Origin of the sequence: Caniella muris (assembly GCF_943193035.1) — a bacterium.
GTDB lineage: Bacteria > Actinomycetota > Coriobacteriia > Coriobacteriales > Atopobiaceae > Granulimonas > Granulimonas faecalis.
The window spans coordinates 286156-312188 of record NZ_CALPCK010000002.1; the positions used below are offsets into that span (position 1 = coordinate 286156).

9 protein-coding genes and 1 tRNA gene are annotated in these 26033 nt (G+C 73.1%); 9 read left to right on the forward strand and 1 reads right to left on the reverse strand.

Annotated features, from left to right (window positions below; translation table 11 throughout):
• Window positions 1-519 precede the first annotated feature (519 nt).
• Window positions 520-9960 carry a DUF7601 domain-containing protein gene (locus tag NFR49_RS08335; RefSeq protein ID WP_251159180.1) on the forward strand — a complete coding sequence of 3147 codons (9441 nt, stop codon included), beginning with the start codon at window positions 520-522 and terminating at the stop codon, window positions 9958-9960.
• 102 nt (window positions 9961-10062) lie between these two features.
• Here NFR49_RS08335 and NFR49_RS08340 read toward each other — a convergent pair whose 3' ends face one another.
• Window positions 10063-11145 (reverse strand): M24 family metallopeptidase, encoded by a 1083-nt coding sequence (locus NFR49_RS08340; protein WP_251159181.1) that lies wholly within the window; start codon window positions 11143-11145, stop codon window positions 10063-10065.
• 193 nt (window positions 11146-11338) lie between these two features.
• On the opposite strand from NFR49_RS08340, the gene NFR49_RS08345 reads away from it, so the two are divergent.
• The 8 genes from NFR49_RS08345 (at window position 11339) to NFR49_RS08380 (ending at window position 25983) form a co-directional block, all read left to right on the forward strand.
• Window positions 11339-11629: a Veg family protein gene (locus tag NFR49_RS08345; protein WP_135978884.1), complete on the forward strand. Its 291-nt coding sequence runs from the start codon at window positions 11339-11341 to the stop codon at window positions 11627-11629.
• A gap of 83 nt (window positions 11630-11712) precedes the next feature.
• Window positions 11713-12612 (forward strand): 4-(cytidine 5'-diphospho)-2-C-methyl-D-erythritol kinase, encoded by a 900-nt coding sequence (gene ispE / locus NFR49_RS08350; RefSeq protein WP_251159182.1) that lies wholly within the window; start codon window positions 11713-11715, stop codon window positions 12610-12612.
• A 66-nt stretch (window positions 12613-12678) separates the two neighbouring features.
• Window positions 12679-12755 (forward strand) — tRNA-Pro (locus NFR49_RS08355).
• A 467-nt stretch (window positions 12756-13222) separates the two neighbouring features.
• Window positions 13223-16237, forward strand: coding sequence for a PD-(D/E)XK nuclease family protein (locus NFR49_RS10180; RefSeq protein ID WP_275557152.1), 3015 nt, complete (start codon window positions 13223-13225; stop codon window positions 16235-16237).
• Window positions 16234-19695, forward strand: a complete 3462-nt coding sequence (locus NFR49_RS08365; protein WP_251159183.1) for a UvrD-helicase domain-containing protein — start codon at window positions 16234-16236, stop codon at window positions 19693-19695. Before NFR49_RS10180 ends, NFR49_RS08365 begins: the two co-directional genes overlap by 4 nt.
• Window positions 19696-20118: 423 nt before the next feature.
• The gene (gene carA / locus NFR49_RS08370) at window positions 20119-21369 is read left to right on the forward strand and encodes a glutamine-hydrolyzing carbamoyl-phosphate synthase small subunit (RefSeq protein ID WP_251159184.1); all 1251 of its coding nucleotides are present in this window, start codon (window positions 20119-20121) and stop codon (window positions 21367-21369) included.
• Entirely contained in the window at window positions 21369-24584 is a 3216-nt protein-coding gene (gene carB / locus NFR49_RS08375) for a carbamoyl-phosphate synthase large subunit (protein WP_251159185.1), read from the forward strand. The genes carA and carB overlap by 1 nt, the downstream gene beginning before the upstream one ends.
• Window positions 24585-24885: 301 nt before the next feature.
• Window positions 24886-25983: a VanZ family protein gene (locus NFR49_RS08380; protein WP_251159186.1), complete on the forward strand. Its 1098-nt coding sequence runs from the start codon at window positions 24886-24888 to the stop codon at window positions 25981-25983.
• The last annotated feature ends 50 nt before the right edge of the window (window positions 25984-26033 follow it).

Below are 26033 nucleotides of genomic sequence, written 5' to 3' on the forward strand. Positions count from 1 at the left end.
GGTCCGGGCGCCCGGCCGCGAGGGGAGGCCGGGCGGGTCCTTGGGCGGTGGACGCCAAATATATCAATTATAGCAATCAAAAGGTTCTAGGAGTCTGAAAGAGCGCCCTTTTCCTCTGTCGCGGCGGAATCGGCCCCGCCGTGCCGCGCGCAACCGATTTCTACCTGCCGGTGAGTGGGGCAACGAGAACAATATAGAAAGCAAGACGGTTCCCGCTCCCGTAAAGAGAATAAAAATGATACTCAGGATGTGGAACAGATAGCCTTCTCCGTTATCCCAAGAATCGATTTCTACCAGCGATTACTTTGGGGTGACGCATTTCTACCCTCTATTACAACAATAATGAAAATAAAAGATATAGTTCACAACGGTGAGCATTGCAGATTGAAATCAGTCTTAACGTGATAGCTTTCCAAGTACATTCGCAATCGATGGTCGGCGGGCCCCGGGCAAACGGGGTCGGGGCACCGCCTGCCACCTTTCCCGGCCGCGGGCGGCCCCGAGTGCAAGGAGGAGCTCATGTTCGCGTTCAGACGAGACCGGAGACGGACCCTGCGGTTCCGGGCCGCACGGCGGGTCGTGGCTGCCGTCGCTGCCCTGGCCCTGGCCGCACCCCTGGGCCTCGCCATGGCGGGTCCCGGCCAGGCGGGCTCGTCCCGCGAGCTCGGCCCCCAGGAGCAGGAGGTGTTCGAGGGGAGCGTGGTCCCGGGCCTCGACCCTGAGAACACCGTGGTGAACCTCTTCGACTACGACATGGGGCGCCTCGACGAGAGCTCGAGGGACACGGGCGACCTGAACTCCCCCTCCGGGTCCGACGGGGCGTCGGTGTACGAGTGGTGGTTCGGGGGCAACGGGGGCCAGAACATCAACAGCGGCCGCCTGCTCACCTTCGGCACCGGCATGAACCGCTTCATGGGCTACTGGAACCAGGGCTCCGGATCGGGTCAGGGGCTGTTCTCCTACAACAACCCCGGCTTCCCGTTCATGGTCGCCCCGACCCTCTCCGAGGGCCAGCCGTCCCTGAGCGATCGCACCGACCCCGCCGACTCGGTCCTCGACGGCTACAACGGCGACCCGTCGGTCTACGGTGACGCCCGGCGCGGCACCGCCGGCGAGGGCAACCCCATCTTCGCCAACGCCGGGGCCAGGAACGTCGCCACCGGCGTGCAGTACCTGGCGGGTCACCCGGGCGCCTACGGCGACGCCGCCTGGGTCCAACAGGGCAACGGCTCCTTCGAGGGCGGGTCGCTCCCCGACGACCTGCTCACCCTCGGCTACCTCTTCGACGGCTCCGACCAGCCGGGAAAGACGCGCTACGAGAACGTCACGGGCCTCTTCCAGCTCGACGACGAGGGCTATTACTACTACGACATGCGTCGCAACTTCGCCGAGTTCACCGAGGACGCCACCGAGGGCAGCGCCGGCCACTTCACCCTCTACGACGCCCCGGCCGTGACCCGCACCGACGGCACCGACTCCGTGGGCGGCTTCTTCCCCTTCGACCCGGCCACCGAGGTGTTCCGCGTGGCCGACGGCAAGCTGGAGAACGCGGTCGCCGCGGGCAACACCCAGGACCACAACCTCAACCACCACCTGGGCATGACCGTGGAGACGGTGTTCCGCCAGCCCTCGGGGGGAACCATCGGCGACAACGGCGCCCCCATGACCTTCCAGTTCTCGGGCGACGACGACGTCTGGGTCTTCATCGACGACGTCCTCGTCCTCGACCTGGGCGGCATCCACTCCGAGCTCTTCGGCACCATCGACTTCGCCACCGGCGAGGTGCTCCTCGGCCCCTCCTACGGCACCAAGGGCATCCCGGAGGACCCCGCCGACTTCGCCGTGCGCAAGACCACCATCCGCCGCATGTTCGAGTACGCCCAGGACCCCGACAGCGCCCCCGACCCCTACGCGAGCCGGTCCTACACCTATTCCGCCGATAACGGCTACGTCATCGAGGACGGGACGTGGCAGGGCGACGCCCCCGCGCGCACCGACACCGCCACCGTGGGCGGCGTCCGCTTCAACGGGGAGACCTTCGCCTCCGACACCGGCCACAGCCTCAAGATGTTCTACCTCGAGCGCGGCAACTACGACTCGTCGCTCTCCCTGCGGTTCAACCTCCAGCCCGAGCTCTTCCAGGAGGTCGTGAAGGTCGACCAGTACGGCAACCCCCTCGCGGGCGCCGAGTTCGACCTCTACGCCGCCCAGCCCCTCGACGGCTCCGTCCCCACCCCGGAGACGGCCCCCTCCTACGCCGACGGCTCTGGGCTCCGGCTCTCCTCGGCACCCGTCGTCTCGGGCGTCACCACCGGGGACGACGGCGTGGCCCGGTTCGTGGAGGGGAGCGGCGACCCCCTCAACTTCGCCGACCGCTACGACCAGGCCACCGGCGACGGGTTGCTCTACGTGCTCCGGGAGACCCGGGCGCCTGCGGGCTACAAGTCGCTGCCCCAGGACATCGTGCTCTCCTACAACCCGGCCACCAGCCAGTTCAGGGTCAACAACCGCTACCAGACCGGGGCCTACGCCGGCTTCAACGTCCTCGTGACCGGGCAGCCGGGAGGCATCTTCTACGGCGACTTCGCCGAGGACGGCGGCCTGGTGTCGAAGCCCGACGGCGCCGCGCCCATCGACACCGCCGCCCAGCGCGGCGGCCTCGTCCTGGCGGTGCCCATGCTGAGGAGGGCGGACGCCTGGCTGCCCCTCTACGGCGACAACCTCAACGGCTTCGACGCCGTGGAGTACGGGCGGAGCGACGACTACGGTGAGCGCCTCGTGCAGGTGCGGCGGGCGACCCTCGCCGGGGCCCTGCGCCAGGCGGCCCTGTACGCCCGGGACACCGGCGCCCGGCCGTGGTATCTCGGTTGGGACGAGGCCACGGGGCGCATCGCCGGCACCCTCTACGACCTGCCCGGGCGCTCCGACCGCTACCTCCAGGTCAACGCCCAGGGGGACATGCGCATGCTCTACGGCTTCATCGACGCCGGGGCCATCGCCGCGTTGACGGGCCTCGACCCCGAGGCGGTGGGGGCTATGGCCCCGGAGGAGCGCTACCTCGCCCTGGGCCGGGCGGTCGAGGGAGACGACGTGGACGGGCTCCTCGACCGCCTCGACCTGGCCGCCCCGGAGGCGGGCTCCAGGGGCTACTCCACCGTGGACATCCGCGACTTCGTCCGCAACTACCGCTCGGTGATCAACGTGCCCAACGAGGTGCGCCAGCTCCGCGTGATGAAGGTGGACCAGAAGGGCGCCCCCGTGAACGGGGCCACCTTCTCCCTCTACGACAACGCCGCCTGCGAGGGCGCGCCCGTGGCCGCGGGCACCACGGCCGCCGTGGACGGGGTCGACGGCATGCTCGTCTTCGGGCCCGGCGAGGCCCAGGAGGACGGCCACGGCCGGATGGTCTGGCCCGACACCCCGGCCACCTCCGACAACTCCTCCATGGCCACCTACTACCTCAAGGAGACCGGCGTCCCCGAGGGCTACGAGGTCAACGAAACGGTGGTCCCCGTGAAGGTGGGCGCCTACTCCATCTACGCCGACGCGGGTGACGCCGATGACGGCGTCACCGTCATGGCCGGGGTGGGCAAGCTCACCCAGACCATGGTCAAGTACACCAAGGGCGACGTGAACATCACGCTCCGGCGCATCCTGGCCGCGGGCCAGACGAAGCCGAGCGGCGGATGGGACGGCGACTGGACCGCCATGGAGCTCCCCGACTCCGGCGACCCCGGCCAGCCCCGCATCATGCGCCTCGTCTTTGGCCAGAACGCCCTGGTCGACTACGGGCTGTCCGACGAGGACGGGGGCCGGACCGTGCGCCCGTTCTTCGTCACCGACACCGGCTACGTCCGTGCCACGGTGAGCCAGGACACCCAGGCCCTCCGGGAGGAGGGCGAGGCCAGCGGGGTCAACTTCGACGACATCGAGGGCCAGGACATCACCGGGCTCTTCAGCCTGCTCAACGTCGTGGTGGTCACCGACCGCGAGGTGGACCCGGAAAAGACCGGCACCCTCGAGGTGAGCAAGACGGTGGTGGGCGACGGCCTCACCCCCGAGGACTATCTGCGCGACTTCTCCTTCACCTTCGAGTTCACCGACGGGGAGGGGAGGCCCCTCGACGGCGACCGCTCCTACCACTTCATCGGCCGGGACGAGTGGGGCTCCCTCAAGAGCGGCGACACCATCCCCCTCCACCACGGCGAGACCATCGAGGTACGCGGCCTGCCTGCAGGCACCCGCTACCGGGTGACCGAGACCGTGCCGGACGGTTCGGGCTTCTACACGAAGACGCCCTACGACGCCGTCCATGAGGGTGTCGTCGAGATAGGGGAGGACGACCCCGACGGCAAGGTGTTCTCGGCCCCCTTCGTGAACGCAAAGGGCGCGGCCACGCTGCACCTGGTCAAGACCGACGGCGCCACGTCCGCGCCTCTGGCCGGGGTGACCTTCGAGCTCTACGCCCTCGACGAGGGCGGGGAGGCGGTCGGCGACGCCCTGGAGAGGGCCACCACCGCGGAGGACGGGTCCGTCACCCTCACCCACGGGTTCCCCGAGACCGGCTCCGCCCGCTTCGCCCTGCGGGAGGTGGCGGCCCCCGACGGCTATGCCGCCCCGGCGGCGCCCATCGTCCTCGCGTGTGACGACGGCGTCCTGAGCGTGGCCAACCCCCGTGAGTCCGGCGCCCAGATGGGCGACGCCGTGGGCGGGGCACCCGTGGTGGAGGTCGCCAACGTGCCCACCGCGACGCTGTCCCTGTCCAAGGAGGTGCTGCCCGCCGAGGGCGGCTCCGGCCTCACGGACGACCAGAGGAGCCAGGCCTTCACGTTCGACGTGGCGGTGACGGTGCCGGAGGCGTGCGCGCTCCCGGAGAGGCTGGCCGTGTCCGTAGCCTCCGACGGCGGCGAGCCCGAGGAGACCGAGGTGGCCGTGACGGCCGACAGCACCGACCCTGCCCGGGGCACGTTCGGGCTGGGGCTCTCCCACGGCCAGACGGCCACCGTGTCCGGCCTGCCCGTGGGTACCGAGGTGGAGGTGACCGAGGGGGACGCCCCCGGCTACCAGGCGGTGGACATGGTCCTCGGGGGCGTGGTGGAAGGTGACGGGTGCGTGCTGGGCTTCACGAACACGGCGGTGTGGCCCGACCTCTCCATCGAGAAGACCCAGAGCGCTACGGGCGACCCCGACTCCTTCACCGATGGGCCTATCGCCGTGGTGGAGGGCCAGACCGTCACCTACCGGCTGACGGTGACCAACGGCGGCGATGACGCGGCCCGGGGCGTCATCGTGACCGACGTGGTGCCCCAGGCCCCGGTGGAGCCCGCCGGCGCCGACGGCCCGGCCCTCGCCTACGTCGACGGCTCGGCCCGGGTGGTGGACGGCGACGGCGAGGCCTCCTACGACGACGGCACCAAGACGGTGACCTGGGAGGTGGGCGACGTCCCCGCGGGGGAGAGCCGCACCGTGGAGTTCCAGGTGACGGTGCCCGCTCCCCTGGTCACGGGCACCACGCGCTGGCAGAACGTGGGGGAGGCCCGCTATGCCAACGACCCCGACGGCGACGGGTCCCTGACCTCCAACGAGGTGGAGGCGTCCGTCACGATGCCCGTGGGGGGCCTGTACGTCTCCAAGGTGCTGGAGGCCCCCGAGCTCACCGGGTTCCTCGCGCAGCGTGAGTTCACCTTCTCCGTCACCTTCCGGAGCGGCGGCGGCCTGCTGCCCGCCGAGGTGGAGGCGGTGCGCGTGAGGGCCGACGGGACCGAGGCCGCGGAGCGCCTCGCCCTCGACGGCGACGCCGACGAGGCGTCCGCGACGTTCTCCCTGACCCATGGGGAGGCGCTGGCCATCGCCGGCCTCGCGGCGGGGACAACCTACCGGGTGAGCGAGGTCCCGCAGGCGGGCTTCGAGGCCGAGACCCCCTCTTTCGAGGGTGAGATCGGCTCCGGGGACGCCCCGGTGAGGGTGGCCTTTGCCAACAGGCTCGCCGATCCGGGTCTCGAGGTCGCGAAGACCCAGAGGCTGGGCGACGACGGTGAGTTCACCACGGACCCGCTCACGGCCGCACACGGCGCCACGGTGACCTACCGCATCACCGTCACCAATCACACCGGCGCCGCGGCCGAGGGCGTCACCGTGACCGACGCGGTGCCCCAGGACCCGGTGGAGCCCGCCGGCGCCGACGGCCCTGCCCTCGTCTACGTCGACGGCTCGGCCCGGGTGGTGGACGGCGACGGCGAGGCCTCCTATGACCGCGACTCCAAGACCGTGACCTGGGCCTTGGGCGACCTTCCCGCGGGGGAGAGCCGCACCGTCGAGTTCTCGGTGACGGTCCCCTGGGTGGGCGAGGCCACCGAGTGGGAGAACGTGGGCGTCGCCCGGTATGCCAACAACCCGCACGGGCCCGACGCCGAGCTGCCGACCGACCCGGTGAGGGTGGGCACCGACCTGGGGACAGGGGCGCTCGGGGTCTCCAAGACCGTGACCGCCGCCGACGGCTCTGAGCCCACCGACGACCAGCGCGGCGCCCGGTTCCACTTCACCGTGCGCCTGGCCCACCCCCGGGCCGCCCTGCCGGCCCAGGTGACGGTGGACTATGACGACAACGGCGCGCCCACGGGCAGCGAGACCGTGACCCTCGCCAACTACACCCAGCTCGGCGGCATGCTCACCGTCTCGCTCTCCCACGGCCAGACGGCCACGGTGCGGGGGCTGCCCGACGGCACCTTCTACACCGTGACCGAGGACCCCGCGGAGGGCTTCGAGGCCGAGAGGGACAAGGCCAGCGGCGCCGTGGGCCTCGCCGGCGCCCAGGCGGCCTTCGTCAACAGGGCCCTGCCGCCCGACGAGCCCGACCCCGTGCTCGGCTCCCTCTCCATCGCCAAGACCGTGGCCGGGGCCGCCACCGACGACGACCGGGCCCGCGCCTTCACGTTCTCCCTGTCCCTCCTCGACGGGGAGGGCAGGCCCTTGGCGGGGAGCTTCCCGGCGACCATGGCCGACGGCTCGGCCTCGGAGGTCTCCCACGGCTCCACGTTCGCCCTGGCCCATGGGCAGCGGGTCACGGTGGACGGGCTGCCCCAGGGCACCCGCTACGCCGTGACCGAGGAGGAGACGGAGGGCTTCGAGGCGGTCTCGGTGGGCCAGGAGGGCGTCGTCCCCGGTGACGCGGAGGCCTCGGCGACCTTCGTCAACGTGCGGGAGCCCCAGGACCCCGAGCCCGGACCCGGGCCCGATCCCGAGGAGCCCGAGGAGCCCGTCGGCGACGTGGCGGTCTCCAAGACCGTCGACCCCGCCGGCGCCCAGGACGGCGACTTTGAGCGGGCCTTCACCTTCGTCCTCTCCCTGACCGACGGCGACGGGGCCCCTCTCGGCGGCACGGTGGACGCCGAGCTGCTGGACGGTGCGGACGTCTCCTCCCTCACCCTCGGCGACGGCGGCCGGTTCGAGCTGCGCCACGGCCAGGTGCTCCTGATCCACGGCCTGCCGGTGGGCACCCGCTACGCCGTGGCCGAGGAGCCGTCTGACGGGTTCACCGCCGCCGAGCCCACGCTGGAGGGGGTGGTCGAGGAGGGCTCCTCCACCGGCAGCCTCATCTTCGTCAACCGCCGGGTGGCGCCGCCCGCCCTCAAGGTCGAGAAGGCCCAGGCACCGGTGGCGGCCGACGGCACGGCCTCCGGGCCCACCTCCGACGGCCTCCAGGTGCCCGAGGGCGCCACGGTGGAGTACCGCCTCACGGTGACCAACACCGGCGAGGCGGCGGCCGAGGACGTGGAGGTGTCCGACGAGGTCCCCGCCACGGCCACCAAGACGTCGCCCGGCGCCTCGGTCCCCGCGACCGTTGACCTGCCCCTCACCTACGTGGACGGCTCCGCCTCGGACGGCGGCGTCTTCCGGCCGGCGGACGCCGATGGGGCGGCCCGGGTGACGTGGCGCCTTGGGACCCTTGCGGGCGGTGAGTCGCGCACGGTGAGCTTCAGGGTCGCCCTTCCCGTGCCCGACGCGCCTGCCACCCCGGAGGACTCCGGTGCCGTGTGGAGCTGGCGCAACGTGGCCGTGGCCCGCTTCGCCAACAACCCCGACAACCCCGACAACCCCGCCGACCCCTCCGAGCCGCCCGCCGACATCCCCTCGAACCCCGTGGACGTGGAGGAGGGGGAGCCGCGCCCGCTCGTGGAGATCCACAAGCACCAGCAGGTGAAGGGCTCCGACGCGGGGTTCGGCCAGGAGGGCGCCGACTCGCCCCTGCCCGTGGAGCCCGGTGACACGGTGGTCTACCGGCTGCGGGTGGTCAACAACGGCGCCGGCGCGGCCCCCGACGTGGTGGTGCGCGACCCGCTCCCCGACGGCCTCGCCTACGTGGAGGGGTCCGCCTCCCACGGGGGCGCCTACGACGGGGGCGCCCGCACCCTCGTCTGGCATCTCGGAGAGCTGGCGTCCCGCGGCGCCGTGGAGCTGACCTTCGAGGTGGAGGTCCCGACGGTGGCGGAGGCCACGGTCTGGCACAACGTGGCCGTGGCCGACCACGGGACCCCCGACGACCCGTCCTCCCGGGTGGAGGTGCCGCCCTCCGAGGACGTGTTCGTCGCCACCGACGTGGCCCACCTGGTCCTGAGGAAGGAGCAGTCCCTGGCCGGCGGCGCCTTCACCGCCGACCCCGTGGAGGGCCGCGGCGGCGACCTGCTCACCTACCGCCTCGCCGTGACCAACGACGGCGCGGCCGTCGCCCGCGGCGTCACGGTCACCGACACGGTGCCCCAGACCCCGGTGGAGCCGTCCGGCTCCCAGGGGCCGGCCCTCGGATACGTGGAGGGCTCGGCCGGCATCGCGGGCTCCCCGGAGGCGGGCTCCTTCGACGCCGAGACCGGCACCGTGTCGTGGGACGTAGGCGATCTCCGCCCCGGCCAGACGGTCTTCGTCCACTTCTCCGTGAGGCTGCCCGAGGTGGCCGCGGGGACAGAGGTCACCTGGGAGAACGTGGGCGTGGCCCGCTTTGAGAACGACCCGGCCGGCCCGGGGACCGACATCCCGTCCAACAGGGTCGAGGTGACGGTGGAGGGCGACCCCGACCCGGTGACGCCCCCCGACGAGCCTGCCCCGGCGACGGGCTCGATCGCCGTCTCCAAGACCGTGGAGGGCGGCGACGAGGGCCACCGGCAGACCGCCTTCGTGTTCGAGCTTGTGCTCACGGACGCCCAGGGTGAGCCGCTGGCCGGTGACTTTGGGTGGGAGCGCTCCGACGGCGCCTCCGGCACGGTCGCCTCCGGGGGCACCCTCGAGCTCTCCCACGGCCAGATAGCGGTGGTGGGCGGACTGCCGGAGGGCACCCGCTGGATCCTCACCGAGCGCGAGGCCGAGGGCTTCTCGGCCAGGGAGCCCTCCCTCGGGGGCGAGGTCCCTGCCGGGGGCGTGGCCACGGCGGTGTTCGTGAACGTCGTGGACGAGGACCCGGGCGAGCCCGATGACCCTGAGGACCCGAGCGGGCCTGAGGAGCCGGGCGGACCTGAGGACCCGAGCGGGCCTGAGGAGCCGGGCGGGCCCGATGACCCGGGCGGGCCCGAGGAGCCGGGCAATCCCGAGGAGCCGGGTGAGCCGGATGACCCGAGCGATCCTGAAGATCCGAGCGACCCTGAGGGCCCGGGCGATCCGGGCGAGCCGGAAGATCCTGGCAAGCCCGATGACCCTGAGGGTCCAGATGACCCGAACGGGCCCGAGAATCCTGAGGGGCCGGATGACCCGGCCGCGCCCGAGGAGCCCGGCGAGCCGGGCGCACCCGACGGGCCCGCGGGGACCCCGGACGGCCCCGGGTCCGGGGCGAGCCGTCCGACGGCAGGGGCAGGGGGCCGGTCCACCGGCGCCGCCCGCATCGCCTCCACCGGCGACGTCGGGGCGCCCGTCCTCGGGCTGGCGCTCGCCGCCGCGGTCGTGGCCGCGGGTCTCGTCCGGGCCGTTCGCCGCTGACGTCCCGGCCGGCGGCGCCCGCCCGTCGAGAGGTACCAAAACGGGGCCGCGCCCGCAGTCAACCTGCGGGCGCGGCCCCGTTCCCATGGAGGTGCGGCCGGGCTACGCGCCCACGACCTCCAGGCCCTTGGGGTGGTGGTTGAGCACCTGCGACCCGTTCTCGGTCACGCACACGAGGTCCTCGATGCGCACGCCGAACCTCCCGGGCAGGTAGATGCCGGGCTCCACCGAGAAGCACATGCCGGGCTCCACGGGGGCCGTGTGGGCGCTGGAGACGTCGCCGGGCTCGTGGACCTCCAGGCCGATGGAGTGGCCGGTGCGGTGGGTGAAGTACTCGCCGTACCCGGCGCGCTCGATGACCTCGCGGGCGGCGCGGTCGATGGCGGCGAAGCTCACGCCCGGGGCCGCCACCTGCTCGGCCGCGGCGTTGGCGGCCTCCACGGCCTCGTAGACCCGGCGGAACTCCTCGTCCGGCTCGGCCCCGAAGAAGAACGTGCGGGTCATGTCGGCGCAGTAGCCGCCCAGGCGGCAGCCCACGTCGAAGAGCGCCACCATGCCGGGCTCGAGGGCGGTGTCGTCGGGCTCGTGGTGCGGGTCGGCGGCGTTGGCGCCGAAAGAGACGATGGGGTCGAAGGAGTTGCCGTCGGCGCCGAGGCGGCGGTACTCGCCCTCGAGGGCCTCGGCGATCTGCCGCTCGGTCACGCCGGCCTTGAGCTGGTCCTTGAGCCAGTCCATGGCGCGGTCGTTGACGGCCGAGGCGGCGGCCATGGCCTCGCGCTCGTCGGCGTCCTTGCGGGCACGGGCGTCGTCCACGGCCGAGGAGGCCAGGCGGAACGACGACGCGGCGCCGGCCTCCATGAGGGGCAGCAGCCAGCGGGCCTCCATGGTGCGGTCGATGCCGAGGGGTGCCTCGGCGATGGTGACCTGGGCGAGGGACGCCACGGGGTCGTCGGTGTCGTAGAGCGTGACCACGTTGGGCACGCAGTCGCCGGGGTCGGGGAACAGGCGGTTGACGAAGAGCACGGGCTCGGAGTCAACGGCCAGGTAGAGGGCCTCGAAGCGCTCCATCGGGTCGTTGTCGTAGCCGGTGAGGTAGGCGATGGAGACCGGGTCGGTGACCACGGTCTGGGTGAGGCCGAGGTCGCGCAGGTTCTGGCGCACCCGGTCCAGGCGCTGGACGTTCATGGGCTTCCTTTCTCGAGGCATTCCGGGGGTACGTGCCCGTTACGCCCGACTGTACGCTCTCTGTGAGGGCCCTTCCTCCCAAAAGCAAAACCAGATAGTATAGGTCACTGCACATTCAACATTGGCTGGATTCTGCCTCGACGCCACCTATCCGGTGAGCGGCGTCTCAGAGCCGGCGTTTGGAGTAACAGGCATGGAGAACGAGATCCCGTCCGTCAACCGCGTCGACCAGATCCACGAGGAGTTGGCATCGCTCACCGGGAGCCGCATCCGGGTCCGCGCCAACATGGGTCGCTCGCGCATCGTCGAGCGCACCGGCACCCTCGTCTCGGCCCACCCCTCTCTCTTCATGGTGGAGGTCGAGGAGCGCCGCGGCCGCATCGCGCGCCAGAGCTACCAGTACGTCGACGTCCTCACCGGCTCGGTGGAGCTGTTCGACACCGAGAGCGGCGAGCCCATCTTCGACTTCGTCGAGGAGGCCTAGGGGAGACGCCTGTCGGCTAGACTTCAGGGGCGCGGGCCGGCGGGTCCGCGCCCCTTTTCCGTGCGCAGTCGAGAGGAGCCGCCGTGGCCCTGCCCCAGATCGTCGTCACCACGCCCGCCAAGGTCAACCTCTACCTGGGCGTGTCCACGGAGCGCACGCCCCGCGGGCTCCACGCCGTCCGCACCGTCATGACCGCGGTGGACCTCGTCGACACCCTCACCCTCCAGCCGGCGAGCACCCTGGAGGTGGCGTGCGTGCCGTCCGTGCGCTGTGCCCCCCGCGACAACCTGGCCGCCCGGGCGGCCCTCGTCCTCTCGGAGTCGATCGACCGCGTGCCCGACGTGCGCATCGTCATCGACAAGCGCATCCCGTCCCAGGCCGGCCTCGGCGGCGGGTCGTCCGACGCCGCGGCCACGCTCGTGGCCCTGGCGAGGCTCTGGGACCTTGACCCCGCCGGCCCCGAGGTGGTGGGGGCGGCCCGCGCGGTGGGCGCCGACGTCCCGTTCTTCCTCTACGGCGCCCCGGCCCTCATGGGGGGCGCCGGCGACGTCCTGGAGCGCACCTTCGACCCGGTGGAGCTGCCCGTGGTGCTCGTGCGGCCCCTGGGTCCCGGCGTCGACACGGCCGAGGCCTACCGGGAGTTCGACCGCAGCCCGGTGCCCGCCGCCGACCCGGCGCCGCTCGTCTCGGCCCTCGAAGCCGGCGACGCCCGCGCCGTCCCCCTCGCCGTGGCCAACAACCTGGACCCCGTGGCCCGGCGCCTCATGCCCGCCGAGGAGGCCGTGGCCACCTGGCTCGCCGCCCGGCCGGGCGTGCTGGCGAGCCAGGTGTCGGGGTCGGGGAGCTGCGTCTTCGGGTTCTGCACATCCCGCGCCGCCGCCGAGGACGCGGCCACCGACGCCGTCCGCCGGGGATGGTGGGCCTACGGGACGTCCACCCGCGGGGGCGGCCCGGCGATCGTCTCGGACACCTGGCACGGGTAGGGGAGGGGGAAGGCCGAGGAGGGCTTTACCGTCCCGGGAGAAACGTGCTACACTGCACAACTGCAACGGGTTGTGGCTCAGCTTGGTAGAGCGCTGCGTTCGGGACGCAGAAGTCGCTGGTTCGAATCCAGTCAACCCGACCAGCAAAGTCGCAGGCCATCGGGGTAGTCCGGTGGCCTGCTTTGCTATGCCGCGCCGGTCGGGCGGCCCACCCCATCTCCACGTCGGCTTGGCCCGCCCCATCTCCCACCCCCTCTCCCACCTGAACGCATCTGAGGGCGACCTCCTCCGCACCTGAACGCGTCCGAGGGCGGGTTTTCCCTCCCTGAACGCGGTTGGGGGCGGATTCGGGCCGTCGAGGAGCTCGGGAGTCGCCCTCAACCGTATTCAGGTGCGGAGGAGGGGCGGGGCGCGCCGGGCCTGCCGGGCGGGAGGCGCGCCGGACGAGAGCCCCTGCCGTTCCTGCCCGCACCACGGTGGCGTGGCGGCGGGTGGGACGCACCGCGGTGGCGGCGCCGGGCCTGCCCCATGGCGCCATCCCGGTCCCGGCCGGCCGTGGTAGGGTGGTTTGACGTCTTTATCGCCGTCCACCGATGCGAAGGGGGCCGCCATGGCTTTGACCGTCGTCCGCGACACAGAGGGGGCCGTCCTCGGGCCCGCGGCCCTGACGGCCGTCACGGAGGCCTTGGCGGAGCACCGGCCGGTGACCGTGATCGTCCCCTCCATGCGTGCCGCGCTGGACGCCCGCCGCACCCTGGCGCGCGCCGGCATCGGCGTGGGCGTGGACGTCACCTGCCCCGTGCCCTGGGCCGACGCCCTCTGGGGGCGCCTGGGGGACGGCACCGCGCTCGCCCGGGGCGCCGACGTCACGGCCACGGCCTGGAAGGTCCTCGGAGGCAACGCGCTCATGGACGGCCGACCCGAGTCCGCCGGCGTCTATCCCGGCTACGTGGACGTCGTCGCCACCCTCGCCGGCACCTTCTCGGCCCAGCTGCCCGCCGCCGTGGCCGCTGCCGGCGACGCGCTCTCGCCGCAGCAGCGCGACGCCTGCACCATGGCCCTCGCCTTGGCGGACGCCCTCGTGGCCCGGGGGATCTCCACCCGCTCCCGCGTCTTCGAGGAGCTCCCCGACGCCCTCGCGGCCCATCCCGGCGAGGCCCTCTGCGCCCTCGTGGCCGCCGGCTGGGAGGACCTCGACGCCTCCCAGGCGCGGCTCTTCGGGCGCCTGGCCGCCCGGGTGGGCCTCACCTGGGCCGCCTCCGCCCACCCCGGCGCCGCCGGCGACGCCGCCCGGGCCTGCGAGGCCGCCGTCGCCTCCGAGGCCGCGCTCGCCGACGCCTCCGTCTCCGAGGCCCCGGCCCGTGCCGCGGTCCCGGCGCCGCCGCGCTCGCCGGAGCTCCAGGCCCTGCTCGGCTCCGTGTTCGGCGGGGGAGGCGCCGTGGAGCCCACCGGGTCCGTGCGCCTGCTGGAGGCGGCCGGCCCCGAGGCCGAGCCCGAGCTCGTGGCCCGCGAGCTCGCCCGCCTGGCCGAGGCCGGCGCCGAGCGCGTGCTCCTCGTCACCCGCGACCCCCGCGAGGTCTGGCGCACCGTGTCGCCCAAGGCCTCCAACCGCGGCATCGCCGTGCGCGCCTCCTGGGTGGAGCCGGCGTCCGACCTCCGCGCCACCCGCCAGTTCCTCGCCTTCGTGGAGCAGCTCTCCGCCATCGCCGCGGCCGCGTCGCAGTGGCGCCTGGACCGCGCGGCCGAGGGTGCCCCCGACGCGGCGGCCGCGGCCGAGGAGGTCCTCTCGGCCTCCGTGGAGGCGGACCGCAGCTGGTGGCCCCCTCGCGCCGTGACGGACTTCCTGCTCTCGGAGCTCTCCGGCCTGCCCCGCGACATCGTGTTCTCCCTGGACGCCGCCTGGCGCCAGAACCGCGCCCTCTCGCCGGCCGCGGTGCTCTCGGACGTCGCCCGCGTGGCCACCCAGAGCGAGCCCCTCGCCCGCACCGTGGAGCTCGTGGCCGCCGGCGACTGGGCCGGCGCCGCACGCGCCCTGCGCCCCAACGCCCAGACCGCCCGCGACCGCGAGGCCCACCAGGCCCTCTGCGCCGTCGAGGACGCCTGCGTCGCGGTGGACGGGCTGTTCGGCGACGGCCTCGACCCCCACGCCCGCCTCACGGTGCTCGCCTCCGTGCTCTCGCGCATGGGCGTCGCCCGCTCGCCCGAGCGCGGCCGCTACGGGGAGGCCCAGCGCTGCACGGTGGAGATCCTCGACCCCGCCCGCGCCGCCTCCACGCCCCCGGGCTCCGTGGAGGACGTGCTGCTCTGCGGCCAGACGGCGGCCGAGGACCCCATCTCGGCGCCCCACGACGCGGTCCACGGGCTCCTCGGCCTCCTCGGCCTCGCCCGCCCCGCCGCCCCCGACGCCGTCGCCCGGGCCCGCGCCTGGCACGTCTGGGCCGCCCCCACCCACGGCCTGGCCGTCGAGCGCTCCCTGCGCGACGCCTCGGCCGAGGCCACGCACCCCTCGCCGCTCTTCGCCGAGCTCCTGTCCTGCTACCGCGAGCGCCCCGAGACCGTGACCCTGGGCGAGGAGCGCGTCTCCAAGAACCTGTCGCCCCAGGGCCGCGAGCCCGAGCCCTCGGGCTTCGTCCCCCCGCTGGAGGTCGGCACGCTGTCGGGGCGGGCGGCGCACCTCGCCGTCATGCGCTCGGACGTCGCCGGCGACGTCCCGGTGGTCTCTGCCACCGACCTCGAGACCTACCTCGGCTGCCCCCGCCGCTGGTTCCTCGAGCGCGCCGTGCCGGCCGACCGCCTCGACGCGGACTTCTCGGGCCTCGACCGCGGCAGCTTCGCCCACGGCGTGCTCGAGCGCACCGGCCGCGAGCTCCAGGCCCAGGGGTCCTTCGAGCGGGGGCTCGCCGGCGACGTCCTCTCGCGCGTCTTCGACGGGGCCGTGGCCTCCGCGCCCACGGGCCAGGGGCCGGCCGCCGGCTTCATGCCCCACTCCGTGAGCGAGGAGAGCCAGGTGCGCCACCTCAAGGACCAGCTCCTGGCCACGCTCGACCGCAACGAGGGCTCCTTCGTCGGCTTCACGCCGCGGCTGTTCGAGCAGACCTTCGGCAACCCGGGCCAGGACCCGGTGACCTACGCCGGCGTGCGGGTGCGCGGCACCATCGACCGCGTGGACGTCGACGCGAGGGGCCGCGCCGCGGTCATCGACTACAAGAGCGGCAACTCCGGCGGCTCCCGCTACCGCCCCGAGGCCGCCGACGACCTCTCCTCCTGGGTGCCGGGCAACATCCAGGCCCTGCTCTACGCCCGCGTGCTGCCCCAGGTGGCGCCCGGCCTGGACCCCGTGGCCGCCGTCTACCTCACCACGGGCGACGACCCCGGGGTGGGCGGCATGGCCGAGCGCGGCTTCGCCGAGTCCATGGAGGGTGCGTACCGCGGCAAGACCCCCAACGTCGTCACCCCCGACCACGTGGCGGCAGCGTCCTTCGAAGACGTGCTCGCCCGCGCCGAGGAGGTCGCCGCCGAGGCGGTGGCCTCCATGGCCGCCGGCCACGTGGAGCCCCGACCCCGCGACCGGTGGGCCTGCATGGGCTGCCCTGCCGTCGCCTGCGAGAAGAGGATCGACCGATGATCGAGCTCGACGGACCCCAGCGAACCATCGTCGAGACCCTCGACGAGGAGCTCTTCGTGGAGGCGGGCGCAGGCTCGGGCAAGACGTTCACCCTGGTGCAGCGCCTGGCCCACGCCCTGGAGCCCGACCCGGCCACGGGGAGGGCGCCGCTCTCGTCCATCGAGAACGCCCTCGTGATCACGTTCACCAACAAGGCCGCGTCGGAGATCCGAGAGCGCGTGCGCGCCGAGCTCATGGCCCGCGGCCTCCACGACGAGGCCCTGGCCGTGGACCGCGCCTGGATCTCCACCATCCACGGCATGTGCGAGCGCATCCTGCGCTCCTCGGCCCTCGAGCTGGGCATCGACCCGGCCTTCACCGTGATCGCCGACAACGAGGAGCAGTACCTGCGCAGCCGCGCCGTCTCCGATGTGCTCCTCGAGGTGCGCGGCGACCCCCGCTACACCGAGCTCTTCGCCACCTTCGGCGACTCGTTCGACGCCGCCTCGGAGTCCGGCGTGGCCCAGCGCCGCCGCGGGTTCAACCGGCCCATGTCCGCCCCCGAGATGGCCGAGCTCATCACCAAGAAGGCCAACGAGAGCCCCGAGGGGTTCGACGCCGTGGCCTTCAAGGGGGGCGACGCCGAGCTCGGCCCCTTGGCCCGCCGCGCCGTGGCGGCGCTGGACGCCCTGCTCGACGCCTGGGTGCCCAAGAAGGGGGCCAAGGGCATGGAGCACAAGGCCGACCTCGCGCGCACCTCCCAGGCCCTGACCGCCTGGCTGGAGGCCGGCGCCCCGGCCGACGCCTGGGACGGCCTGGAGGCGTCGGTCGTGCTGCCCAGCGGCACGTTCATCAAGGCCAAGGACGCCCTGGACCTCCTCGCCGACGCCAAGGAGGCCGTGGCTGCCCTGGTCCTCGAGGGCTCCTACTCCCGCATCCGCCGGCTGGAGGGCCCGCTCATGGACCTCGCCCGCGCCATCGACGGGCGGTACCGCGCCGTCAAGCGCGAGCGCGGTGCCCTGGACAACGGCGACCTCCTGCGCCTGGCCCTCAAGGGCCTCTCGGAGCACCCCGTGGTCAAGGAGCGGTTCCAGGGCACCTTCGAGCTCGTCATGATCGACGAGTTCCAGGACACGGACTCCCAGCAGCTCCGCATCGTGAGCCTGCTGGCGCCCGACGAGAGCCGCCTGTGCTTCGTGGGCGACCGCCAGCAGTCCATCTACCGGTTCCGCGGCGCGGACGTCGAGCAGTACGACCTGGCCCGCGAGCGGGCCTCCCGGGTGGTGCGCATGGACCGCAACTTCCGCAGCCACGACGACATCCTGCGGTTCGTGAGCCGCGCCCTCGGCGACTCCGAGATCCTCCCCGGATTCATGGACCTCGAGGCCTTCCCCGGCCGCCCCGACGGCTACGCCGCCCGTGACATGCCCCGCATCATGGTGGAGCACACCCAGGCGCCCCCGGCCGAGAAGGGGTTCAAGCAGGCCACCAAGGACGTCCTCGTCGCCCGGAACGCCGAGCAGGTGGCCAACCGCCTGCAGGAGCTCGCAAAGCAGGGCGTGCGCCCCGGCGACATGGCGCTCCTGCTCCGCGGCCTCAACGTCGCCGACCCCTACCTCCGGGCCCTGCGCGACCACGGCCTCGAGGCCGTGGTGGCCGGCGGCTCCACCTTCGCCTCGGCCATGGAGGTGCAGCAGGTGCAGGCGCTGCTCTGGGCCCTCGCCAACCCGCGCGACACCCAGCGGGGGCTCCTCCCGGTGCTCCAGGGCCCCATCTTCTCCCTGGGCGACGACGACCTCGTGCTCCTGGCCCGCGGCGGCTCGTCCGCCGGCCTCGTGGAGGGCCTGCTCGCCGGACCCGGGGGCGCCGAGCGCGTGCTGGGGGAGCGCCCCGGCCCGCGCCTGGCCCAGGCCCTCAGGGTCATGGAGCTGGCACGCCGCCGCATGGGCTACACCGGTGTGGCCGACACCGTGCTGGCCGTGTGCACGGAGTCGGGCTGGCTCCCCCGCCTGGAGCGCGAGGGGGTCGTGGGCCGCTCCCGCGCGGCCAACGTGCTCTCCGCCGTGCGGCACATCCGCCGGCTCGTGGACGACGCGGGGCTGGGCTTCTCCCGCGCGGCCAAGGTCTTCGGCGACTGGCTCGCGAGCGCCAAGGAGGGTCCCGGCGCCCTCTCGGGCGAGGAGACCGACGCCGTGCGCGTGATGACGGTCCACTCCTCCAAGGGCCTGGAGTTCCCCGTGGTGGCCGTGGCGGGCGTCTTCGACGACCCCCACAGCCAGGGCGGGCAGAACCTCGTGACCAGCCGCGAGGGGTCCGAGGTGCGCCTCTCCCTGAAGCCCAGGGCCGAGAAGGGATCGCCGGCCGAGGCGGCGGCCAAACTCCTCGGGGAGCCGGAGGGGGAGCCTCGCACCGGCCTCCAGTGGCGCCGCCGGCTGGAGGAGTGCGAGACCGACGTCGAGGTGCGGGAGGCCGCGCGCCTGCTCTACGTCGCCCTCACCCGCGCCCGCGAGGCCCTCGTGGTGGGCGTCACCACCGCGGTCTCCGCCAAGGGCACGGTCAGGCCGGCCATGGCCGAGAGCTTCCTCGAGGCCCTCTGGGGCGAGGTCCCCACGCTGCAGGGCACCGTGCCCATCGACTACGGCGGGGGGCAGGAGGGGCGCCTGGTCACCGTGGTGGCCGAGCCCACGCCCAAGGACCCTGTGGAGCCCGAGGAGCCCGTGGAGCGGCCCGAGGAGGAGCGCCCGGACTTCCCACTCTTCGACGAGGTGCGCACGGCCCCGCCCACCACGGCGTGGTCGGCCCGGGACGACGTGCGCAGCTACTCCAAGGACCTCCACCAGGCCCAGGTGACGGCCGCCCTCGACGCCGAGGAGGACGCCACGGAGGTCCCCGAGGACGCCGAGCCCCCCGCGGGCGACGAGCCCAGCTGGGACGCGCCGGCGGCCTTCGACGACGAGGCCGTGCGGTTCGGCGACGCCTTCCACGAGCTCGCGCGCCTGGCCGCAGGCGACGGTCGGGTGCCCGACGCCGCGCGGGTGGCCGCCGTGGCCGACCGCCGCGGCCTGGACCGCGACGCCCGGGGGCGCCTCGCGCGCGCCCTCGACGCCTGGTGGGCCACGCCCCTGCGGGAGCGGGCCCTCTCGGCCGCCACGGTGGTGCCGGAGCTGCCGTTCTTCTCGGCGGAGGACGGCGGCGCGTCGGGCTACGTCACCGGCTCCATCGACCTGTTCTCGTCGGACGGCGACGGCCGCGCCCTTGTGGTGGACTACAAGACCGGCGAGACCTACATGGACGCGGCGGCGGCCGCCGAGCACCACGCCATGCAGGCCCGCTACTACGCCCACGTGCTGATGGCCCAGGGGTACCGCGTGGTGGAGGCGGCCTTCGTGCTGGTGGAGAACGTCCGCGACGGCGGGCCGCTCACGGTGTCGTTCCATTTTGAGGGGGAGGTGCCGCCCCTCGGGGCCGACGTGGCGTGACGCCCGTCCCCCAGCAGCCGGCCTCTCCGCATCCTGCCTTCTCTCCGCACCTGAACGCGGCTGGGGGCGACCCTCTCGGCACCTGAACGCGGCTGGGGGCGGATTCCGGGCACCTGAACGCGGTTGGGGGCGGATTCCGGCACGTCCGCGCCTCCGGAGTCGCCCTCAACCGCTTTCAGGTGGCAGTCGTGGTCCGGTCGAGGAGCGGCCGGCGGCTGACGGTCGCGTCTCGGCCGCATCCGGCACCTGTATGCGGATAACGCTGCCATTTATACACCGATTAGCGCATATTACCGGCATGTGTATCCATCTTGTGTCATGGGCACCCGTGGCGGGGAGACCCGGCGCGGGCGCGCCTAGCATGGCCCGAGCACCTTTAAGGGGCCGCGGGACGGCCCGAAGGCCACGATGGAGAGGACGGCCATGAACCCCCTTGCCTCACCCACCCCGCCCATGCCGGCGCTGCTCGCCCTCGCGGACGGCACCTGGCACCGCGGCCACTCCTGCGGCGCGCCCGGCACCGCCTTCGGCGAGATCGTCTTCAACACGTCCATGGCCGGCTACCAGGAGATCGCGACGGACCCCTCCTATGCCGGCCAGGTCGTCTGTCTCACCTATCCCCAGCAGGGCAACTACGGCATCTCCCCGGAGGCCTCCGAGGCCGCCCGCCCGGCGCTCTCGGCCCTCGTGGTGGCCGACGTCTGCCGCACCCCCAGCCACTGGCGGAGCCGCGAGTCGCTGCCGTCCTACCTGGCGCGCCACGGCGTCGTGGCGGTGGAGGGGGTCGACACCCGCGCCGTGACCCTCGCGGTCCGCGGCGGGGGAGCCATGGCCGCGGGCGTCTCCACGGAGGTGCTCGACCCCGACGAGCTCGTGGCCCTCGTGCGCGCCCAGCCGCCCATCGCCGAGCGCGACCTCGTGGCGGCCGTCTCATGCGACGCCCCGTGGACCGAGGTCCCCGCCGCGGGCTGCGGCCGCTCCGTGGCGGCGGTGGACTGCGGCCAGAAGGCGGGCATCGTCGCCGGCCTCGCCGCCCGCGGGCTCACGGTGCACACGCTGCCGTGGGACGCCACGGCCGCCGACGTCCTGGCCCTCGGCGCCGACGGCGCCTTCCTATCCAACGGCCCGGGCGACCCCGCCTCCGTGCCCGGGGTGGTGGCCTGCGCCCGCGGGCTCCTCGGGCGCGTGCCCACCTTCGGCATCTGCCTCGGCCACCAGGTCATGGCCCTCGCTGCGGGCGCGCGCACCGTCAAGCTCGCCTACGGCCACCACGGCGGCAACGAGCCGGTGATGAACCTCCTCACCCGCACCTGCGAGGTCACGGCCCAGAACCACAACTACGCCGTGGACTTCCCCTCGTTCGGCCCCCTCGTCCCGGGGGAGTCCGGCGGCCGCACCTCCCACGAGGCCGACCTCCGGTGCTGGGCCGAACGGGGTGTGGCGCCGGTGGCCCTGTCGCCCGAGGTGGGGCGCGTGCGCCTCACCCACGTGAACCTCAACGACGGCACCTGCGAGGGCGTGGAGTACCTCGACCGCCGTGCCTTCTCGCTCCAGTACCACCCCGAGGGGCGCCCCGGCCCGCTCGACGGCGCCTACGGCTTCGACGCCTTCTGCGCCCTCATGGCCGGCGACCCCGACTACCTCGTCCACGCCGTCCAGGGGAGGTGCGCCTGATGCCCGCGCGCGCAGACATCCGCAAGGTCCTCGTCATCGGTTCCGGTCCCATCGTCATCGGCCAGGCCTGCGAGTTCGACTACTCCGGCACCCAGGCGTGCCGCGCCCTCAAGGAGCTGGGCATCGAGGTGGTGCTCGTCAACTCCAACCCCGCCACGGTCATGACCGACCCGTCGACGGCGGACCGCACCTACGTGGAGCCCGTGACGCCCGCCTGCGTGGCCAAGGTCATCGAGCGGGAGCGGCCCGACGCCCTGCTCGCCAACATGGGCGGCCAGACGGCCCTCAACTGCGCCGTGGCCCTCGCCGAGGAGGGCGTGCTCGAGCGCTTCGGCGTGGAGGTGATCGGCTGCGACATCGAGTCGATCAAGGTGGGCGAGGACCGCGAGCTCTTCGCCGCCGCCATGGCCGACATCGGGCTCGAGTGCGCCCGCTCCGAGGTGGGCCGCACGGTGGGGGAGTGCCTGGCGGTGGCCGACGAGATCGGCTACCCCGTGGTGGTGCGCCCCGCCTTCACGCTCGGCGGCGCCGGCGGCGGCGTTGCCCGGGACGCGGGGGAGCTCGCCGCCGTCGCGGCCGAGGGCCTCTCGCTCTCGCCCGTGTCCGAGGTGCTCGTGGAGCGGTCCGTGGAGGGTTGGAAGGAGATCGAGATGGAGGTGGTGCGCGACGGCGCCGGCAACGGCGTGGTGGTCTGCTCCATCGAGAACCTCGACCCCATGGGCGTGCACACCGGCGACTCCATCACCGTGGCGCCGTGCCAGACCCTCACCGACACCGAGCTCCAGCACCTGCGCGACTGCTCCCTCGCCGTCCTCGAGCGCGTGGGCGTGGCCTGCGGCGGCTCCAACGTGCAGTTCGCCGTGAACCCGGAGGACGGCCGCGTGCTCGTGGTGGAGATGAACCCGCGTGTGAGCCGCTCCTCGGCCCTGGCGTCCAAGGCCACGGGCTTCCCCATCGCCACGTGCGCCGCGCTCCTCGCCGTGGGCCTCACGCTCGACGAGGTGGTCAACCGCGTCACCGGCGCCACCCCGGCGTGCTTCGAGCCGGCCCTCGACTACTGCGTGGTCAAGGTGCCGCGCTTCGCCTTCGAGAAGTTCGAGGGCGCGTCCTGCGAGCTCACCACCCGCATGAAGTCGGTGGGCGAGGCCATGGCGCTCGGCACCACCTTCGAGGAGGCGCTGCAGAAGGCCCTCCGGTCCCTCGAGCAGGGCCACGCCGGCCTGGACCGCCCCGCCGGCGCCGATGCCGCCGGCGCCGACGAGCTGGCCGACCTCGTGGCCGAGCCCACCCCCGACCGCGTGTTCTGGCTCGCCGAGGCGCTGCGCCGCGGCTGGGATCCCGGCCGGGTGGCGGCCCTGTCGGGGGTGGACCCGTGGTTCGTCTGCCGCATCGCGGACATCGTGGCGGCCGAGGGGCGCATCGCCTCGCTCGGCCTCGCCGGGCTCGACGCGCCCCTCATGCTCGCGGCCAAGCAGCTGGGCTTCTCCGACGTGCAGATCGGCGCCCTCACCGGTCAGGCCGAGGACACCGTGCGCGCCCTCCGGCGGATCCTGGGCGTGGTGCCCTGCGTGAAGACCGTTGACACCTGCGCCGGCGAGTTCGCCGCGGCCACCGAGTACCACTACCTCACCTACCGTGCGGGCGGCGCCACCGAGCACCGCGAGGCCGCGCGCCCGCGGGTCATGGTCCTCTCGGCCGGCCCCAACCGCATCGGCCAGGGCATCGAGTTCGACTACTGCTGCGTCCACGCCGTGCAGGCCCTCTCGGCCATGGGCTACGAGACCGTCATGGTCAACTGCAACCCCGAGACCGTCTCCACGGACTTCGACACGAGCGACCGCCTCTACTTCGAGCCGCTCACCTTCGAGGACGTCATGAACGTGGTGGAGGTGGAGCGGCCCTGCGGCGTGGTGGTCACGCTGGGCGGGCAGACGCCGGTGAACCTCGCCGGGCGCCTCAAGCGCGCGGGCGTGCCCATCCTCGGCACCCAGCCCGAGGCCATCGACCTCGCCGAGGACCGCGACCGCTTCGCCGCGCTCCTCGACCGCCTGGGCGTGGAGTGCCCGCCCTCGGCCGTGGCCTCCACCCTCGCGGAGGCGGCCGAGGCCGCGGCGCGCATCGGCTACCCCCTCATCGTGCGCCCGAGCTACGTGCTGGGCGGCCGCGGCATGGCCATCGTCTACTCGGCCGACGAGCTGGGGACCTACGTGTCCCAGGCCGCATCGGTGAGCCCCGACCGGCCGCTCTACCTGGACGCCTTCCTCGAGGACGCCGTGGAGCTGGATGTGGACGCCCTCTGCGACGGCACCGACGTCTACGTGGGGTCGGTCCTGGAGCACATCGAGGAGTGCGGCATCCACTCCGGCGACTCCGCCTGCTGCTGGCCGCCCTTCTCGCTCTCCGACGCCGTCGTGGGGCGGGTGCGCGACATCACGCGGCGCCTGGCCCTCGCCTGCGGCGTGGTGGGCCCGCTCAACGTGCAGTACGCCGTCAAGGACGACCGCGTGCTCGTCATCGAGCTCAACCCGCGCGCCAGCCGCACGGTGCCCTTCTCGTCCAAGGCCACCGGCGTGCCCCTGGCCGCGCTGGCGGCCCGGGTCATGGCGGGCGAGCCCCTGGCGGCCATGGGGCTTCCCGAAGAGGGGCGCGAGCCGGGCTACTTCGCCGTCAAGGAGTCGGTCATGCCGTGGAGCCGCTTCCCCGGCAGCCCTGTCACCCTGGGCCCCGAGATGCGCTCCACCGGCGAGGTCATGGGGGTCGCGCCCACGTTTCCCGAGGCCTACGCCAAGACCCGCGAGGCCATCGACTACCGGCTGCCCGAGGGCGGCACGGTCATGGTGAGCGTGTGCGACCGCGACAAGCGTTCCGTGGCCCCCGTGGCCCTCGCCCTGACGGGCCTCGGATACGACCTCGTGGCCACCCGCGGCACGGCCAAGACGCTGCATGCGGCAGGCATTCCCTGCGAGGAGGTCAAGCGCGTGGCCGAGGGGCACCCCAACATCCTGGACCGCATCCGCGGCGGGGAGGTGGCCTTCCTCATCAACACGCCCCACGGCGAGAGCAGCCGCGGCGACGGCGTGCTGCTGCGCGGCGAGGCGGTCATGCGCGGCATCGACCTCGTGAGCACCATGAGCGGCGCCGTGGCCCTGGTGCAGGCGGTCTCGGCGGCCCGCAGGGGAGGGGCCGGCCCCGTGGCCCTGCAGGACCTGGCCTGACGTCGGATGCGTGACAGAGGTGCCTGGCCCATCCATCACTTCTCCTATTGGAGAAGTGATGGATTCTGCCGCGCCGGCACGCCGCCGTGGCGCGATGACCGTGTGACGCCGCAAGAGCCCGGGTGGTGGGACAAAAGTGCCCGACCATTGGGACAAAAGTGTCCGGGTGGTGGGACGGTGGTGGGACAGGGGGCGTGTGCCTTTCAAAAACGTAAGCGTGCGGTCATCAAGTTCCATGGAACCTGAGGGGCCCCTTTGCCATCCTGTTCTCCGCGAACCGTTCCCGAGAGGAGAGGATCCGATGCTCCGCGCCTTTTCCGGCCCGTTCAAACTGGCGATCGCCATGTGGCCCCTGGCCTCGCTGGTGCTCACGCTGCCCGTGCTCGCCCTGGTCTACCATCGCCGCGGCCGTGTCACGCTCGCGTCGCTCGCCTGGTCCTACCTCGCGGTGCTCTACGCCCTCGGCGTCGCCTGCTTCACCCTCTACCCCATGCCCGAGGGCACGAGCGGCCCCGGCATCACCTACGGCGTGGCGCCCCAGCTCCACCCGTTCGCGTTCGTGGGCGACATCCGCACCGACGGCCTCAGGGCGGTCTTCCAGGTGGTGGCCAACGTGGTGTTGTTCATGCCCCTCGGCTACATGCTCGCCTACGGGCTGCGCTGGCGGGTGCCCGCCGTGGCCGCGTCGGGCTTCGCCGTGTCCCTCCTGGTGGAGTGCGCCCAGCTCACCGGCTTCTTCGGCCTCTACCCCTACGCCTACCGCACCTTCGACGTCGACGACCTCATGGCCAACACCGCGGGCGCCCTGGTGGGCCTCGCCTGTGCCAAGGTCGTCGGCCGGGTGGTGCGCCGCGGCGACTACGTGGCGCCGCCCGTCACCCACAGCCCCGGTTTCGTGCGCCGCTGCGTGGCCGCCGTCATCGACCTGGGGCTCTGCTTCGTGGGGGCGGCCCTGGCCACCGCCGTTGCGGCCTTCGCGGTGTGGAACCTCCTCCCCGTCGCCGACCCCGGCTCCCTGGAGCCCCGCATCGCCCTGGCCGGCGTCTCCATGACGGCGTCCGACGCGGCCTCGGTGGCGGTGGGGTGGGTCTCCGTGGGCTCCTTCGCGGCCCTGCTCCTGGTGGTGGAGCTCCTCGTTCCCGTGGGTCGCGACGGCTCCACCCCCGGCGGCGCCTTCGTGCGCATGAGCTGCGAGACGAGGGCGCGCACGGGATGGCGTCGGGCGCTGTTCTACTCCGTACGCCTCTTCGTCTTCCTCTGCCTGTTCACCCTGCCGAGCCTGCTGCCGGGGAACTGGCTGCTCGTGCCCCTTGCCTGCGTGGCCCTCTACCCGTTCCTGCGCTCCATGCCCTACGACCTGCTCCCCGGCTCCGAGCCCGCCGACACCGCCATCTCCTAGGCCCTCCGGCCCCAGTCTGTAATCCCAGTGAAAAGGTGGGACTTTTGGAC

What these genes read in the sequence shown, in the direction of transcription:
- NFR49_RS08335 (WP_251159180.1), top strand. Translation starts at nt 520, where the DNA reads ATGTTCGCGTTCAGACGAGACCGGAGACGGACCCTGCGGTTCCGGGCC.
- NFR49_RS08340 (WP_251159181.1), bottom strand. Translation starts at nt 11,145, where the DNA reads ATGAACGTCCAGCGCCTGGACCGGGTGCGCCAGAACCTGCGCGACCTC.
- NFR49_RS08345 (WP_135978884.1), top strand. Translation starts at nt 11,339, where the DNA reads ATGGAGAACGAGATCCCGTCCGTCAACCGCGTCGACCAGATCCACGAG.
- NFR49_RS10180 (WP_275557152.1), top strand. Translation starts at nt 13,223, where the DNA reads ATGGCTTTGACCGTCGTCCGCGACACAGAGGGGGCCGTCCTCGGGCCC.
- NFR49_RS08365 (WP_251159183.1), top strand. Translation starts at nt 16,234, where the DNA reads ATGATCGAGCTCGACGGACCCCAGCGAACCATCGTCGAGACCCTCGAC.
- carA (WP_251159184.1), top strand. Translation starts at nt 20,119, where the DNA reads ATGAACCCCCTTGCCTCACCCACCCCGCCCATGCCGGCGCTGCTCGCC.
- carB (WP_251159185.1), top strand. Translation starts at nt 21,369, where the DNA reads ATGCCCGCGCGCGCAGACATCCGCAAGGTCCTCGTCATCGGTTCCGGT.
- NFR49_RS08380 (WP_251159186.1), top strand. Translation starts at nt 24,886, where the DNA reads ATGCTCCGCGCCTTTTCCGGCCCGTTCAAACTGGCGATCGCCATGTGG.